At 45.9% G+C, this 15,511-nt stretch carries 17 protein-coding genes and 1 pseudogene; 11 read left to right on the top strand and 7 right to left on the bottom strand.

Going from position 1 to position 15,511, the window contains the following annotated elements; translation table 11 throughout:
- Positions 1 to 85 precede the first annotated feature (85 nt).
- From MO387_RS14685 to glnG, 8 genes are all read left to right on the top strand, one after another.
- A complete protein-coding gene (locus MO387_RS14685) occupies positions 86 to 397 on the top strand; it encodes a pyrimidine/purine nucleoside phosphorylase (protein WP_063884943.1) in 312 nt (103 codons plus the stop codon).
- A 287-nt stretch (positions 398 to 684) separates the two neighbouring features.
- Positions 685 to 1,281, top strand: a complete 597-nt coding sequence (locus tag MO387_RS14680; RefSeq protein ID WP_107949697.1) for a TetR/AcrR family transcriptional regulator — start codon at positions 685 to 687, stop codon at positions 1,279 to 1,281.
- A 183-nt stretch (positions 1,282 to 1,464) separates the two neighbouring features.
- Complete coding sequence (locus MO387_RS14675; RefSeq protein WP_107949699.1) at positions 1,465 to 2,622, top strand: iron-containing alcohol dehydrogenase; 1,158 nt, start codon at positions 1,465 to 1,467, stop codon at positions 2,620 to 2,622.
- A 71-nt stretch (positions 2,623 to 2,693) separates the two neighbouring features.
- A complete protein-coding gene (locus MO387_RS14670; protein WP_107949701.1) occupies positions 2,694 to 3,386 on the top strand; it encodes a type 1 glutamine amidotransferase domain-containing protein in 693 nt (230 codons plus the stop codon).
- Positions 3,387 to 3,521: 135 nt separating this feature from the next.
- Positions 3,522 to 4,148 (top strand): glutathione S-transferase, encoded by a 627-nt coding sequence (locus MO387_RS14665; protein ID WP_107949703.1) that lies wholly within the window; start codon positions 3,522 to 3,524, stop codon positions 4,146 to 4,148.
- Between the two features lie 191 nt (positions 4,149 to 4,339).
- Positions 4,340 to 4,846 (top strand): DUF4124 domain-containing protein, encoded by a 507-nt coding sequence (locus tag MO387_RS14660; RefSeq protein ID WP_107949705.1) that lies wholly within the window; start codon positions 4,340 to 4,342, stop codon positions 4,844 to 4,846.
- Between the two features lie 153 nt (positions 4,847 to 4,999).
- Positions 5,000 to 6,046 carry a nitrogen regulation protein NR(II) gene (glnL, locus tag MO387_RS14655; RefSeq protein ID WP_107949707.1) on the top strand — a complete coding sequence of 349 codons (1,047 nt, stop codon included), beginning with the start codon at positions 5,000 to 5,002 and terminating at the stop codon, positions 6,044 to 6,046.
- Between the two features lie 27 nt (positions 6,047 to 6,073).
- On the top strand, positions 6,074 to 7,486 hold the full coding sequence (gene glnG, locus MO387_RS14650) for a nitrogen regulation protein NR(I) (RefSeq protein WP_006079736.1): 1,413 nt from the start codon (positions 6,074 to 6,076) through the stop codon (positions 7,484 to 7,486).
- A 175-nt stretch (positions 7,487 to 7,661) separates the two neighbouring features.
- Here glnG and MO387_RS14645 read toward each other — a convergent pair whose 3' ends face one another.
- The 4 genes from MO387_RS14645 to MO387_RS14635 all read right to left on the bottom strand — a co-directional run bounded on the left by MO387_RS14645 (position 7,662) and on the right by MO387_RS14635 (position 10,346).
- Positions 7,662 to 8,219: a porin family protein gene (locus tag MO387_RS14645; RefSeq protein ID WP_071940491.1), complete on the bottom strand. Its 558-nt coding sequence runs from the start codon at positions 8,217 to 8,219 to the stop codon at positions 7,662 to 7,664.
- 208 nt (positions 8,220 to 8,427) lie between these two features.
- Positions 8,428 to 8,880 carry a hypothetical protein gene (locus MO387_RS21340; protein ID WP_107949709.1) on the bottom strand — a complete coding sequence of 151 codons (453 nt, stop codon included), beginning with the start codon at positions 8,878 to 8,880 and terminating at the stop codon, positions 8,428 to 8,430.
- Between the two features lie 14 nt (positions 8,881 to 8,894).
- Positions 8,895 to 9,785 carry a cation diffusion facilitator family transporter gene (locus MO387_RS14640; RefSeq protein WP_107949711.1) on the bottom strand — a complete coding sequence of 297 codons (891 nt, stop codon included), beginning with the start codon at positions 9,783 to 9,785 and terminating at the stop codon, positions 8,895 to 8,897.
- Between the two features lie 51 nt (positions 9,786 to 9,836).
- The gene (locus MO387_RS14635; protein ID WP_107403272.1) at positions 9,837 to 10,346 is read right to left on the bottom strand and encodes a Spy/CpxP family protein refolding chaperone; all 510 of its coding nucleotides are present in this window, start codon (positions 10,344 to 10,346) and stop codon (positions 9,837 to 9,839) included.
- Positions 10,347 to 10,726: 380 nt separating this feature from the next.
- Here MO387_RS14635 and MO387_RS14630 point away from each other — a divergent pair, with 380 nt between their 5' ends.
- Complete coding sequence (locus tag MO387_RS14630) at positions 10,727 to 11,413, top strand: response regulator (RefSeq protein ID WP_107949713.1); 687 nt, start codon at positions 10,727 to 10,729, stop codon at positions 11,411 to 11,413.
- Positions 11,413 to 12,777, top strand: a complete 1,365-nt coding sequence (locus MO387_RS14625) for an ATP-binding protein (RefSeq protein ID WP_199908770.1) — start codon at positions 11,413 to 11,415, stop codon at positions 12,775 to 12,777. The genes MO387_RS14630 and MO387_RS14625 overlap by 1 nt, the downstream gene beginning before the upstream one ends.
- On the opposite strand, the gene MO387_RS14620 is transcribed toward MO387_RS14625, so the two are convergent.
- Positions 12,761 to 13,414, bottom strand: a complete 654-nt coding sequence (locus tag MO387_RS14620) for a TetR/AcrR family transcriptional regulator (RefSeq protein ID WP_107949715.1) — start codon at positions 13,412 to 13,414, stop codon at positions 12,761 to 12,763. The two genes, MO387_RS14625 and MO387_RS14620, sit on opposite strands and share 17 nt — an antisense overlap.
- A 121-nt stretch (positions 13,415 to 13,535) precedes the next feature.
- On the opposite strand from MO387_RS14620, the gene MO387_RS14615 reads away from it, so the two are divergent.
- A complete protein-coding gene (locus MO387_RS14615) occupies positions 13,536 to 14,405 on the top strand; it encodes a LysR family transcriptional regulator (protein ID WP_107949717.1) in 870 nt (289 codons plus the stop codon).
- 156 nt (positions 14,406 to 14,561) lie between these two features.
- Here the strand turns inward: MO387_RS14615 and MO387_RS14610 are convergent, their stop codons facing one another.
- On the bottom strand, positions 14,562 to 14,915 hold the full coding sequence (locus MO387_RS14610; protein WP_107949719.1) for a cytochrome c3 family protein: 354 nt from the start codon (positions 14,913 to 14,915) through the stop codon (positions 14,562 to 14,564).
- Positions 14,916 to 14,942: 27 nt separating this feature from the next.
- A pseudogene (locus MO387_RS14605) lies at positions 14,943 to 15,389 on the bottom strand (FAD-binding protein); the annotation flags it as partial.
- Between the last annotated feature and the right edge of the window lie 122 nt (positions 15,390 to 15,511).

Here is a 15,511-nt window from a genome sequence, read left to right as displayed (position 1 = left end):
CGCACATCCATGCGACAAATGATGCATTGAAATTTATTAAATATGCATATAAATTCATCCCAAGCCAATTTATAGAGGATTAATAATGAGTTTACTCGAGCAAGTGTCAGTATCTAAAAAAGCCAACATCTACTTTGATGGCAAAGTGGCTAGCCGTAGCGTATTTTTTGCCGATGGCAGCAAGCAAACCTTAGGTGTTGTATTACCAGGGGAATATGAGTTCTCAACCTCCCAAGGCGAAATCATGGAAGTGACTAGCGGCCGTTTTGAGGTGTTACTGCCAGAAACAACAACTTGGCAAGAATTTAGCGAAGGAACTCAATTTGAACTGGCTGCAAATGTCAGCTTTAAAATTCGTAACACAGCCATTGCAGAATATTGTTGCAGTTACCTCTAATCATCTTGATTGAGTAAAAGTTTCAATATCAATTATGAATCTAATGCTCACAGTGACGGTTTATCTCAGCACTGTGGGTATTTTGTCTTACCGAACCATTTCTCCTTACCACAATTTCACCCTCTGCATGCTTTATCCGTCTGGCTTTTTATCAATTTGATAGCTTTATTAGGCAGACCCAAGAGAGTTTAAACCTCGCGACTTAAAGAAGACTAAATTGGGCGTGTTGATATCGCCGATAAAAACAACACTAGACGACCGGTCTAATTTGTTTTATTCTAACCCACATGAAAATTGAAACTCAATCCACTCGCCAGCACATTCTCGACATCGGCTACAAGCTGATCGTACGTAAAGGCTTCTCCAGCGTCGGCTTATCGCTACTGCTGCAAGCCGCCGAAGTGCCTAAAGGCTCGTTTTATCATTACTTCAAATCCAAAGAACAATTTGGCGAAGCGCTCATAACTGATTATTTCGAAAAATATCAGTTAGATTTAGACGCATTATTCAATGACTCGACGCTGACGGGCTATCAACGCTTGATGCAGTACTGGCAACAATGGTTGCACGTACAAGCCGATGGCTGCGTAGATCAAAAATGCCTCGTCGTGAAACTCAGTGCTGAAGTGGCCGATTTATCCGAAGCCATGCGAGTTGCCTTACTTAAAGGTTCCGCCGGCATCATAGACAGGTTAACCACTTGTGTTCAAGTTGGCATAAACGACAGTTCAATCGCCGAGCAAGATCCGCAATCGACCGCTGAAATGTTGTATCACATGTGGTTAGGTGCCAGCTTAATGAACAAGTTAGGCCACAGCCCCGCGGCACTTGAACGTGCGATCGTGACGACTAAAGCTATTTTAACGCCTAAAACGGCCCTTTAACTTAATACCGATTCAAGACCAATATTTGCTGATATCAGTCAGCCTAGATTTTTAAAGAATACATTTTCACGCCACAAAATTAGACGACTGGTCTACTAATTTAACGAGCGATTAATTAACGCAGCGCATTTAACACTGCTAATTTAAAGTAGCTCACTTAAAGTAATAAGGGATAAATCATCCATGCTAAATTTTAACTATTACAACCCAACCCGTATCCGTTTTGGTAAAGACACTATCGCCGAAATTGATGCTTTAGTACCGAGCGATGCTAAAGTCATGATCCTATTTGGCGGCAGCAGCGCCAGAAAAACCGGCACGCTAGATGAAGTTAAACAATCATTGGGCAATCGTTTCGTTGTCGAGTTCGATGGTATTGAGCCAAACCCAACCTATGAAACCTTAATGAAAGCCGTCGCCCAAGTGCGCGAACAGAAGATCGACTTCCTCCTTGCAGTGGGTGGTGGTTCGGTTATCGATGGCACTAAATTTGTTGCCGCGGCTGCGGTATTCGAAGGCGAACCTTGGGACATTCTCACTAGTTGGGGCGCAAAAGTGACTCAAGCTATGCCTTTTGGCTCAGTATTAACCTTGCCTGCGACGGGTTCAGAAATGAACAACGCCAGCGTAGTGACCAGAAAATCACTGCAAGCTAAGCTGCCATTCCGTAATGACTTGGTTTATCCACAATTCTCAATACTCGATCCGACGAAAACCTTCACCCTGCCAGAACGCCAAGTGGCAAACGGTGTCGTCGATGCTTTTGTGCATATCACAGAGCAATACCTCACTTACCCAGTCAACGCCGCCGTACAGGACAGATTTGCCGAAGGTCTGTTACAAACCTTGGTTGAGCTTGGTCCACAGGTACTGGCTCAACCCGAAGACTACGACATTCGCGCTAACTTAATGTGGGTTGCCACTATGGCCCTCAACGGCACGATTGGCGTAGGCATTCCCCATGATTGGGCAACCCACATGATAGGCCATGAACTGACTGCGCTTTACGACATCGACCATGCGCGTACATTGGCAATCGTATTGCCTGCCCTGCTGCAATGTACCAAAGAGGCTAAGCGCGAAAAGTTACTCCAGTACGCAGACCGAGTGTGGCACATCAACACAGGTACCGATGACGAGCGCATCGATGCCGCTATTGCAAAAACTAAGGCTTTCTTCGAAGCCATGGGCATACCGACACATTTATCTGCCTATGATCTCGATGCCAGCCACGTTGATACCGTAGTGAAACAGCTTGAACTGCACGGCATGGTGGCACTCGGCGAACATGGCAACATTAACCCAGCAATGAGCCGTGACATTTTGACCTTAGCCCTATAACGTCAAATGGTATCCTGATTGAACTAAACCCAAAGCTCACACGTATTGATGTGAGCAACTTAGGTAAAGGTATGAAAATGAATATATTAATGGTACTAACTTCACACGATAAACTCGGCGACACAGGTTTAAAAACCGGCTTTTGGCTCGAAGAATTCGCCTCACCTTTTTATGAGTTTAAAGATAAAGGTTTTGACATTACCTTAGCCTCGCCATTGGGCGGTCAACCACCGCTCGATCCAAAAAGTGATGAGCCAGACTTTCAAACCGAAGCCACTGCGCGCTTTAGCAAAGATCCTGAGGCACAAACACTGCTAGCAAATACCACTCGCTTAAGTGAAATTAACGCAGCTGATTATGATGCGGTTTTCTATCCAGGCGGCCACGGCCCACTGTGGGATCTTGCCGAAGATAAACATTCTATCGCCTTGATTGAACAGTTCTATCAAGCGAATAAACCCCTAGGGCTCGTCTGTCATGCACCTGCGGCACTGCTGCACCCTAAAGCCAGTGATGGTAAGCCATTGGTTAGCGGCAAGCGCGTTACCGGTTTCAGTAATTCTGAAGAAGAAGCCGTGCAACTTACTCATATCGTGCCATTTTTAGTCGAAGACATGCTGCAGAAAAACGGCGGCACTTATGTCAAAGGTGATGATTGGACAAGCTTTGTTGTCGCAGATGGCCATTTGATCACAGGTCAAAACCCAGGATCATCCGAAGCCGTTGCTCAAGCCATCGTCGCGCAACTGAACGCCAGAGGCTAAGCGATAAATGACGCGACACACTTAGCTTGAAGTGAATAATGACAAGCTCGAGTGTGCTAAATGCGGTAGAAATAGCTATCGCACCATAATGGTGCGATAGCTAAAAATGTACTCTCACAGTCGAAAGGGAAGCCAATGATCACCTTGCACCATCTCAATAAATCACGCTCTAAACGTATCATCTGGTTGCTAGAAGAACTCGGTCAACCTTATCAAATTAAGAGTTATCAGCGTGATAGCCAGACTTTTCTCGCACCACCCGAACTCAAGCAAATTCATCCGTTGGGCAAATCACCCGTTATCGAAATGGACGGTCAAGTGATTGCCGAGTCAGGCGCGATCACTGAGTATCTGATTGAAAAATATGCGGCAGACACCTTAGCCCCCGCTAGAGACAGCGCTGACTACATCGATTATCTGCAATGGCTACACTTTGCCGAAAGCTCAGCCATGCTACCTTTGTTACTGCGTATGTTCGTGCAAAAGGATGGTTGTAAAACCAACTTCCTTGAAGGTTATGCCGCGATAGAAGTCAGTAAGATAAGCCACTATTTCAATGATATGTTGGCCGGTAAAACCTACCTGGTTGCAGACAAGCTCACAGGTGCGGATATCATGATGTCCTTCGTGGTGGAGCTACTAGATAACAGTGGCGACCTCGAAAAATTCGAACACATTCAACGCTATGCCACTCAATTATCCCAACATACCGCTTGGGTTAAAGCGAGTGAGATCGAGAAACAACTCGACGCAAGCGTGTAATTTACAACTCGAGTTCGGGTACATGAGTGTGCCCGAACTTCAGTTCGTTCAACCCAGTCCGATTTCTAGCTCCCCCTTTCCTGTCGCGTTTTACGCCTTCCATGTAGCGACGCCGCATAACAAACACCATGATTTTTGATGTAAAAGAGACTAATCTTGATTAACTCTCTCAAGGCTACAGGGACTTTAGCATGCGTTCACTCACACTCATCGGCTTAGTGCTATTTAGCATGTTAGCGCAAGCGACGGTTTATAAATGGGTCGATAAAGATGGTAAAGTCCATTACTCAGATGAGCCGCAGCCAAATGCCCAAGTCGTTGAGCTAAAAGAGAAGACCTTAAATCAAATTGCCCTTCCTCCACCTAAGACAGACTCTAATAACGCAAACCAAGTAATTGAATCTATTCAATATCAAGTTAATATCACTTCCCCAGCAGAAGAAGAAACCGTCAGAGATAATAATGGTGATTTCGACGTCGTTGCGACTATCACCCCAGAGCTAAAAAGCCAGTATTTAATGGTCCTCAAACTCGATGGCACCCCAGTCGGTCAGCCGCAAATTGGCGGTACGTTCAAACTCAAAAACATCGACCGGGGTGAACATACCTTAGTCGTTGACGCTTTGACTCAAAACGGCAAAGTCTTTGCATCAAGTTCACCAAGAAAGATATTTCTTCATCAAGCTGCTAAGCGTTAATGTCGCTATTTGTATAGTTAGAGTTAGTATAAGAACTTTAAATACATAGAGTTAGATTAACCGCCCCAGACTAAACCGTTTGATGAAGACAAGTTGCAGCTTGCACCAGATTGGTGCACCATGGTGGTGCAACCCTATTTCTAGGAACGGTCAATGGATAAAGAGACACTGCTCAATCATTTAGTTACCGCTGTACTTGTCATCGATAAGGATCTTAAGCCTTGTTATGCCAACGCAGCAGCAGAGCAATTATTAGGTGTTGGCAGCCATAGACTCGTAGAACAAGCTTTGCCTGAGCATTATCAAATCCTCGGTGTCGAAGCCCAGTTATTGAGGGATGCGGTAAAAGCTGGCCAAGGCTTAACGGTCAATACAGCGGCCCTAGTCACGCTCGATGGCCAGCACCATACCGTTGATTTAACGCTTATTCCCCTCGATGACGAGGCTGAACTCAGCCTGCTCGAACTGCGCCAAGTCGATCAACAAAGACGCATTCATCAGCAACTGAGCCAAGATGCCCAGCAGCAAGCGGCGCAGTTTTTAGTGCGCAACTTAGCCCATGAAATCAAAAATCCTTTAGGCGGCCTGCGCGGTGCAGCGCAATTGTTATCGCGGGAGCTGGATGATCCGGCGCTGAAGGAATTCACTACCCTCATCATAGAGCAGGCCGATCGACTGCGTAATTTAGTGGATCGCCTGCTCGGCCCCCAAAGGCCAACACAGCACAGTCTGCACAACATCCATCAAGTGGTGCAAAAGGTCTATAAATTAGTTGAAATGGCGCTGCCCGCCAACATCCAGCTCAAACGGGATTACGACCCATCCATTCCCGATATCGAGATGGACCCTGACCAAATGCAGCAAGCTGTGCTGAACATTTTACAAAATGCGGTGCAAGCGCTTGAGCATACGGGCGGCGAGATTTTGATCCGCACTCGTACTCAGCACCAAGTCACTATAGGTTCACAGCGCCACAAGCTAGTGTTAACCCTATCGATTATCGACAACGGCCCCGGCATACCGCCCGAGCTGATGGACACATTATTTTATCCAATGGTGACAGGTCGTGAGCAAGGTTCAGGTTTAGGCCTCTCAATTGCCCATAATATTGCCCGTTTACACGCGGGAAGAATCGATTGCCTCTCCAGCGCTGGGCACACCGAATTCATCATTTCATTACCGATTTTAGGCGCGAAATAATTTCGACATACCGTATGAGGAAGCAAGATGCGAATTAGTGAACAAGTGTGGATCCTCGACGATGACAGCTCGATACGTTGGGTACTCGAAAAGGCACTTCAAGGTGCCAAGCTCAGTACCGCCAGCTTTGCCGCCGCCGAATCCCTGTGGCAGGCCTTAGAAATATCGCAACCGCACGTGATAGTGTCGGACATCCGTATGCCCGGCACGGACGGGTTAAGCCTGCTAGAACGATTGCAGGTGCATTATCCCCATATTCCCGTGATCATTATGACGGCGCACTCAGACTTAGACAGCGCAGTCAGTGCCTATCAAGCGGGCGCATTTGAGTATCTGCCTAAACCCTTCGATATCGATGAGGCTATCTCTCTGGTCGAGCGCGCACTGACACACGCCACTGAACAGAGCCCAGCACCCGCGCAGGAAGCCCAAGTAAAAACACCCGAAATCATAGGTGAAGCGCCAGCGATGCAGGAAGTGTTTCGCGCCATAGGCAGGCTTTCACGCTCGTCGATCAGCGTGCTGATTAATGGTCAATCTGGGACAGGTAAAGAACTCGTGGCGGGTGCATTACACAAACACAGCCCACGTAAAGATAAGCCGTTTATCGCGCTGAACATGGCTGCGATCCCTAAGGATTTGATCGAATCTGAGCTATTCGGCCACGAAAAAGGTGCCTTCACTGGCGCAGCCAATGTGCGCCAAGGTCGCTTCGAACAAGCGAACGGCGGCACGCTCTTTTTAGATGAAATCGGCGATATGCCGCTAGATGTACAAACACGGTTACTCAGAGTACTTGCCGATGGCCAGTTCTACCGCGTCGGTGGCCATAATGCGGTGCAAGTGGATGTGCGTATCATAGCGGCGACCCACCAAGATCTTGAATTATTAGTGCAAAAAGGCGGCTTTAGAGAAGACTTGTTCCATCGTCTCAACGTTATCCGCGTGCACTTGCCGCCACTGTCACAAAGACGGGAGGACATTCCCCAACTCGCCACCCATTTCCTCGCCTCGGCAGCAAAGGAAATTGGTGTAGAAACTAAAATAATGACCAAGGAAACCGCGGTAAAACTCTCCCAATTGCCTTGGCCCGGTAATGTCAGACAACTCGAAAACACCTGCCGCTGGTTAACCGTTATGGCATCGGGGCAAGAAATTTTACCCCAAGATTTACCGCCAGAATTACTGAAAGATCCTGTGAGTGTCACCCACACGGCGAAAGGCAGCCAAGATTGGCAATCGGCACTGACTGAGTGGATAGATCAAAAACTCTCGGAAGGAAACAGCGATCTATTAACTGAGGTGCAGCCCGCATTCGAACGCATACTGCTAGAAACTGCACTGCGCCATACTCAAGGCCATAAACAAGAAGCGGCGAAACGTTTAGGCTGGGGACGAAATACCTTAACGCGAAAACTTAAAGAACTGTCGATGGATTGAGTAAATAAAATAACGTTATTACTCGTTATAGCGATACAGAGATACAGAGATACAGAGATACAGAGATACAGAGATATTAATAATAACTATAAAAAGGGATATTTTCATATCCCTTTTTATTTGAAATTCATTTCATTTTCATTGGCATTAATTAAATATGCCAAATATAAAGAAATTAGAATTGATAATGCACACCTACAGCGAATTGCTTAATATCGGTGTCTATATCTTTTAATCCTAAATAGCTACGGTCTGCATCTAAATCGCCCGTAGTGACATCATAGCTTACACGGATATTTAAGTGTTCTGTTACGGCGGCATTCACACCTACACCGTAAGTCCAACCAAAACCAGTAAAGTCTTCATCGTAACCATAGCCATCAACATTCACAGCCATAGATGCGATACCCACTTTGGCATAGGCAGAGAAAATATCATTGATTTGTGCAGTAAATTTAGGTGTGAAACTTAACGCGCCAGCACTAATATCAACATCCTTATCGCCTAAGTCGCCAGTGGCGAACAGGTTAGCTTCTAAACCAAACCACTCATTGAAGTTATAGCCACCGTATACGCCCACACCAGTACCGGTTTCTGAACCATCAAAAGCATCAGCTGTGACTCTATTTAATGCGCCACCCACATAAAATCCTGTCGTGTCGGTTGCAGCAGATACTTGAGTAGCCGCGAATGCTGATAGTAAAGAGATAGCAACAATTGATAACTTATTCATCATATTTCCCTAATGATTTAACGTAAGTATTAGACAGCGCGGATATTACAATAAGCGATTAAGAAGTGTCATGGTTTAAATTATCAAAGTACAAACCATACAGCATTGATTCAGCTTAAGTCGAAAAATGGAAGTTTTAGTTATTCGCTATGTAGCAAAACCATACTTACTGTAAGTATTTTTTAAAAAATTGAAACAATTAACGATGTTAACTTAGCACCCGCAACAATCCTATAAAACTAGCATATAGCCAACGTATGAGGGAACGACGCCGTCTGACATCTAAACATTCGGATACGACAACTCGGCCAGTCGCTAGACAAATAATACGGGTGCGCCAAAGGAACAATGGCCAGATATGGACTCGATAAGTTTGGTTAGATATTTCAAAATCAATTTTCTGCGGTAGGTAATAAAGATGTTTACGCAGGACTAACTGACTCCAAGCCCCCGCAATCACAGGAGTGACTGTACTATCTGCTTGATTCACTCTCGAGGACTGCGCTTGAGTTGAGACCGTAATTTCCGCATCGGCAGGAACGTTCACATCACGAATCTCAGATTCGACTATCAACTCAAAGCGAGTCGATAGCCTCTGATAGCGACATATCAATCGAGTGGAATGATCCCATCTGTGACCTTGCTTCTGCATCCATGCCATCGCTTGCTCTCACTTTATGTTTCGTTGACTTCAGGTTTGACTGGATCTTGGTGAATAATCACCTCGGCATCTTCGAAGGCTGCTTTGACTCTTATTCCTGTCGTATCGGCAATACTGTGGGCTTCATTCAAACTCAGATTGCCATCAAGCTCTAAATGGAATTGGATAAAAACGGTTTTGCCAGCCTGACGAGTACGTAAGTCATGCAGCCCTTGCACCCGTGGATCTTCCATCGCGATTTGCGTGATTTGCTGGCGAGTTTCTTCGTCTAACTCTCGGTCTAACAAGGCTTGAATTGAGCGATAGCCCAAGCCAAAGGCTTGATGACCAATATAGAATGCAATCATTACTGCAAATAAACCGTCAGCCCACCACCAACCATACTGGGATAGGACGAGTGCTAACAGTACAGCACCATTAAGGAATAAGTCTGACTTGTAATGCAGTGAATCGGCTTCGACCACAGTGCTTTTTGTCGCCGCTAATGCGCGTTTTTGCAACGTCACTAAAGCTAACGTCATAATAATCGCGATAACGGAAACCACCACACCTATGGTGGCATTTTCGACGGGAACGGGCGTTAATAACCGCTCGCCACCATAGAAAAGTAACAGGAACGCGGAGCCCATAATAAAGGCGGATTGCGCTAAAGACGCTAACGGCTCAGCCTTACCATGGCCATATCTGTGGTCATGATCCGGCGGCACAAGCGCGTAACGAATCGCAATAAAGTTGATGATGGAAGCGAGTGCGTCGGCAAAGGAATCCGTCAAAGATGCCAACATACTGGCAGAGCCGGAATAAAGCCAAGCGAACAGCTTGATAAGAATAAGGATCAAAGCGGTAGCCACGGAAGCGCGGCTAGCCAGTTTGACCCAAAAATCGTATTGGGAAGTCTGAGTCATAAGGGATCTATCTTGGGAAGCTATGACCCTATTGTATATCAGCTAAGACACTTAACCGCGAGGTTCTTTACCAGCTTGTGCTTCAAATCGCGCTTTAAACTTAGCTTGCTGCTCTGGTGTCAACAGATTGTAGATTTGATTATGCAGCTTCATACGTTCAATGGCTTGAGCTTGACGCTGTTCTTGCTGCGCGCTCATCAGTGCCTTGGCTTGCACTTCATCAAAATTAGGGGCCGTCATCAAGGCCTGCATTTCAGTGCGATGGGCCAAACGCTGCTCTTTCGTTGGGCGGCTATCGGCACGCGCGGCTTTCTGATCGGCAAACAGCTTTTTGATATCAGCTTTTTGGGCATCGGTTAAATCTAGCCCTTCAAACATACGATGCATGCCACGCTTATCCATGTGTCGGCCGCCATGTTCCATACGGTCGCCTTTGTGGAATTCAGAACGGGAGAAATCACAGCCACCGTCTGTCGGTTCGGCATTGACTGTTGTCGCTAAAACCGCAGAACTCGCTAGAATGGCAAACAGGCTCGCTTTCAAAGGTGATAATGTTTTCATAGTGTTAACCTCAGTGGTTCAACTTTAATATGGCAAATAAAAGATACAGTGACGACCCTTTTAAGCCGAGTCACTTTCGACCCTTCCAGTCTAAACCCCTATATGTAAGTGAGGACGTTGCCTGAGTAAATCACTGTAAAGTTGCATCAATTCAAAAGGTGGCCGACATTCTGTCATTGATGCGCCTTGAATTGAATCACCCTAGACGCTCTGAAACTCTTATCCTGAGGCTGCTTGGGTATAACAGATTCTCTATTCTTTACTTTGGCTTACATTGCTACACAGCAATTGACATCAAAACAGGTATACTCAGCCAAAGCGCTAAAAGTGCCAGTATTACATGGGCGCATAAGGCCATATTACAGAGATTAAGGAACAATATGAGTCGGATATTATTAATCGATGACGATCTGGGTTTATCTGAGCTGCTAGGGCAACTGCTCGAGTTAGAAGGGTTTCAGTTAACCTTGGCTTACGATGGTAAACAGGGTTTAGATCTGGCACTAAATGCGGATTACGATCTAATCTTACTCGATGTCATGCTACCTAAATTGAACGGTTTTGAAGTCCTGCGTGCACTGCGTCAGCACAAGCAAACGCCAGTATTAATGCTGACCGCTCGCGGCGATGAAATCGATCGCGTTGTTGGGCTTGAAATTGGCGCCGATGATTATCTGCCAAAGCCGTTTAATGACAGAGAGTTAATCGCCCGTATCCGCGCCATTATTCGTCGTTCGAACTTAACAACCCAAGAAATCCATGCCGCACCAGCCCAAGAGTTTGGCGATCTGCGCTTAGATCCATCGCGCCAAGAAGCTTACTGTAATGAGCAATTAATCATACTCACAGGCACAGAATTCAATCTGCTGCACACCCTTGCGCTGCACGCGGGAGAGTTGATGAATAAGGAAGAGTTGAACGAGAAAGTACTCGGCAAAAAACTCATGCCCTTCGATCGCAGCTTAGACATGCATTTATCGAATCTACGTAAAAAACTCCCCGAGCGTAGCGATGGTCGGCCAAGGGTGAAAACCATCCGTGGCAAAGGTTATATTTGGCTCCCTTAATGGCGGTATCGACTGTGCCTAATCGTTTATTTATCAAATTATTGCTCGGATTCTGGCTCTGCAGCTCGCTGATCATTGCCTTGGTCGGTCTGTTGCCATTGCTGCAACAGAGTCACGACCGTGCGCCGCTGCCACCTCACCTTGAAAAAGTCCTATCGACTATAGCTAAGCGCATTCAAGAAAACCCCGCCTTACTGGAGTCCGATTTTCTTCGCCGCTGGGAAAGACATCGAGACATGGAAGGCAAGCCGCTACGGGTCTATCTTGTCAACAGCCAAGGTCAAGTGGTCAACACCCACAGAGTGAGTCGCGGTGTGCGCAGCTTTATGCTGATGGCAGATGAAGAAAAACAACCGATTAGCCATCAATTTAAAGATGAGTTGGTGTTTGGTCCCTATCAATTTAATCTGGGCGCTGAAACCTATTCACTCTACGGCCGCTTGCCGGATAACCATCCGCGGCCTTGGTTTTTCTTCTTCGCCGAAAATAAGTTATTAACTTTAAGCTTAGCAATTTTCCTATCGGGATTATTATGTGGCCTGCTCGCGTGGCATTTAGGTAAGGCATTAAATTCACTTAAAAAGAGTGCTAATGCCCTCGCAGAGGGTGACTTAAGTCACCGAGTCGATAAGTCCACTACACAGCGTAAAGATGAAATAGGCCAATTAGCTAAGGCCTTCAATAGCATGGCCGACTCCATCGAATCTATGATGAACAATCAACAGAGATTGATGGGCGATATTTCCCATGAGCTACGTACCCCGCTCACCCGTTTACAATTGTCGTTAGCCCTCGCCCGTAAAAAGGGCCAGCAAACGGCAGAAACGGATCGTATCGGCTATGAAGCAGAGCAACTCGAAAAGCTTATCAGTGAATTGTTAGAACTCTCGCGGGTCAAGCTCAGCACTAACGAAACCAAAGTACATTTAGGCTTGGCCGAATCCCTGAGCCAAGTTTTAGACGATGCGGAATTTGAAGCAGAACAGCAAGGTAAAAGCATTACTATCGATATAGATGAAGAAATTGAGTTAGCGCATTTTCCTAAATCACTTTCCCGCGCGATTGAAAATCTGCTGCGTAATGCAATTCGTTATGCCGCAAGCGACATTCACCTGCAGGCGAGTGCGACTGATGATCAAGTACAAATTACAATAAAAGACGATGGTCCAGGCATAGATGCCGCTGAACTCGATGCCATCTTTAAACCTTTCTACCGCCCAGACTCGGCAAGACAGAGAGAGAGCGGCGGCTGGGGACTTGGACTGGCAATCACTGAAGCGGCAATTACCGCCCACAAGGGTAAGATTAAAGCCGAGAACCTTATACCAACAGGCCTTAAAGTGACGATCACGCTGCCGAGGTAGCAGCTTGACCATGTAGCTGTAATAGCCAATCGGTAAATTTTTGTTTGGTGGGAATTCGCTTATCCGAATGTCCCATCAGCTGACCCATCGCATAGCTAAATTGATAATAGGTCTGCACATCGCCGCACTGTTTGCTGCCATCATCGCTGTTGATCATCGTACCGCGAATATAATTTTTGAGTAATTCATAACGATCAAACCCGGGGCGTTCACCAACGGATAAAATTATGTTTTTATTCCATTTTTTATATTGATCCAGCAAATCATTAAATCGATGACGATAAACCTCCGAGGCTTGCTGCAACAACTCTTGATTAGGCATTACGCGTTCTATCACGAAACGCTTATGGGCTAAAACATCATGTAAGCGCTGGCAATGATGAAACAGATAACACTCAAAAGGATCACTATATTGTTGCCGATCCTGCGCTGCCGAAATCAACCAATCCTGATATTGAGCACAAGCAACAGCGACCACTAGATCAGCCTCTGTTGTAAAATGATTATAGATGGTTCCTTTGGAAATTTGACTCGCAGCAACAAGATGAGAACGGTACAAATCAAAACTTTGATGCCCCCTAAGGCATCGCTGCGCAACCTCAACAAGATAATCCGTTCTTTGTTCCCAGCTACTCATAGCGACCCCGTCACATTTCAATAAACAAAAACATTGCAACCTCACAATCAAACGATAACAGGGTTTGTGACCAGTCGATATTGAGTAATACTGATACCACTATGAGCAAACTCAATACCCCATGTTAAAAATCGAATTACTCGAAAGTTTTATCGCTGTTGCAGAATGCGGCAATTTATCTAAAGCTGCCGATCAGATCTGTCGAACGCAATCGACATTAAGCTTGCAGATAAAAAAACTGGAAGAGAGTGTCGGACAGCCTCTATTGCTGCGCGACAATAAAGGCGTAACGCTCACCGATTCGGGTAAAACGCTACTTAACTACGCATACAAAATGATGCAGCTCAACTCCCAAGCGCTAGACGATCTTAAAGATTGCCAAAACCGAGAGATAATCCGCCTTGGGGTGCCGACCGATTATATTAAGCGCTACCTCAGTAGCTGCTTATTGGAATTTATACGAGAGTTCACCTGTATAGAGTTGGTAATAGATACCGATGTCAGTGGTAATCTATTTAAACGCCTCCACCAAGGGGAATTTGACTTAATTGTAGCCACTCACTGGCTGCCACCTGCCCATGGTGAACTGCTGTTTGAGCGTAAGTTTCACTGGGTCGCAGCTAAAGCGGGCAATGCCCACAAGCGCGAAACGATTCCGATGGCACTGTACCCAGAGAATTGCCCCATTCGTGCGCAAGTATTTGCGAATCATCAGCTCACGATGCGGCCGATAAATGTATTGTTATCGACACCATCGCCACAGGCCTTATGTATGGCGGTAGAAAACGATCTCGCAATTGCGCCCATTGCCGAGTTTCGCATTGATAACAATATGCAGATCTTAGATCCTGTCGAGCACCACCTGCCTGTGCTACCAGTGTTTAACGAAGCCCTGTATCTCAATCCCAACACGCAAACTAACGCTACCCAGCAGTTAATTACACTAATCAAAGCCAACGTCGAAAATCTAGCGGAAGCCAATGACAACTAGCCCTTGCGTAAGAGACGATGAAGTGCCGCTATCGGGCACTTCGGCTTACTTAAACGACTGTTGCGGAAGGCGTTGCATTTTATAGTAAACCCCATTCCTGAGGTGGAGGAGAAAATCGAAGATAGGCCCATTTCTCAATGGGCCTAGAGGTAGAGATTACTCTTGGTGCTTATCAAACTTAAATGTATGGCAGTTGCTGCATAATGGCTTTTTAGCTTTATGCTCACCATGACACTCTTGGCAAGGTAAGTCTTTGCCATAGTGAAGGTTATTATGTGGATTCTGCCACTTATCCTCTTCACTACGAGCCGTTTTCTTGGCTAAATCGTCCACATCATGGCACTGTAAACAGGCTTGATCCGACGGGAACTGTTTGATGCCATTGTCGTGACATACCTTACAATCTTTGCCAATGACTTCTTTATGCCAAGGGCGTTGCTCAACGGCTTGAGCTGACAGACTCACCAAGCCACCTAAGACCAGCGCGAGTACAATATTTAGCATTTTCATTATTGATTCCTCTTATTTACTGGCCACTTAGGCTTGCATCATGCTACGGGCGGCAGTCATACCCATCACCATACATTCTGGAATTGAGCAGCTACCCAAACGGCTAACGCCGTGAATACCGCCGCAGACTTCGCCTGCAGCATACAAACCAGGGATAGGCTGACCTGTAAGGCTATCTTTCACTTCCGCCTTAGTATTGACCTGCACACCACCTTGGCAGTAATGCACTTTTGGCCATAAACGAACTACGGTAAATGGCGCTTCAATATATTTATCCTTGGCTTTTGTCATGTTCTTGCTAAATTGCTTATCAACACCCGTTTTGACATAGCTGTTGTATTCTTCAATCTGCGCTTTTAATGGTTCGAGTGGTACGCCAAAGTGTTTCGCTAATTCCTCAAGAGTGTCGAACTTCCAACCCACGTTATATTTAAGTACTTTGGCAGTATTAGGATGCTGCTTAGAGTCTTTAAACCGTCATTCCGCACCTAATTTTCGATTTAAAAAACTTGACGGCGATCGGTCATTCTGATCTATTACTACTTTTTGCAGGTAGATCATTATGACTACTCCAGCTATCGCTATTCGTAACCTCG

Source organism: Shewanella sp. N2AIL (assembly GCF_022690845.1).
GTDB classification, from domain to species: domain Bacteria; phylum Pseudomonadota; class Gammaproteobacteria; order Enterobacterales; family Shewanellaceae; genus Shewanella; species Shewanella baltica.
Note: the sequence above shows the minus strand (reverse complement) of the source record. Positions and strands in the feature narration are given on the sequence as shown.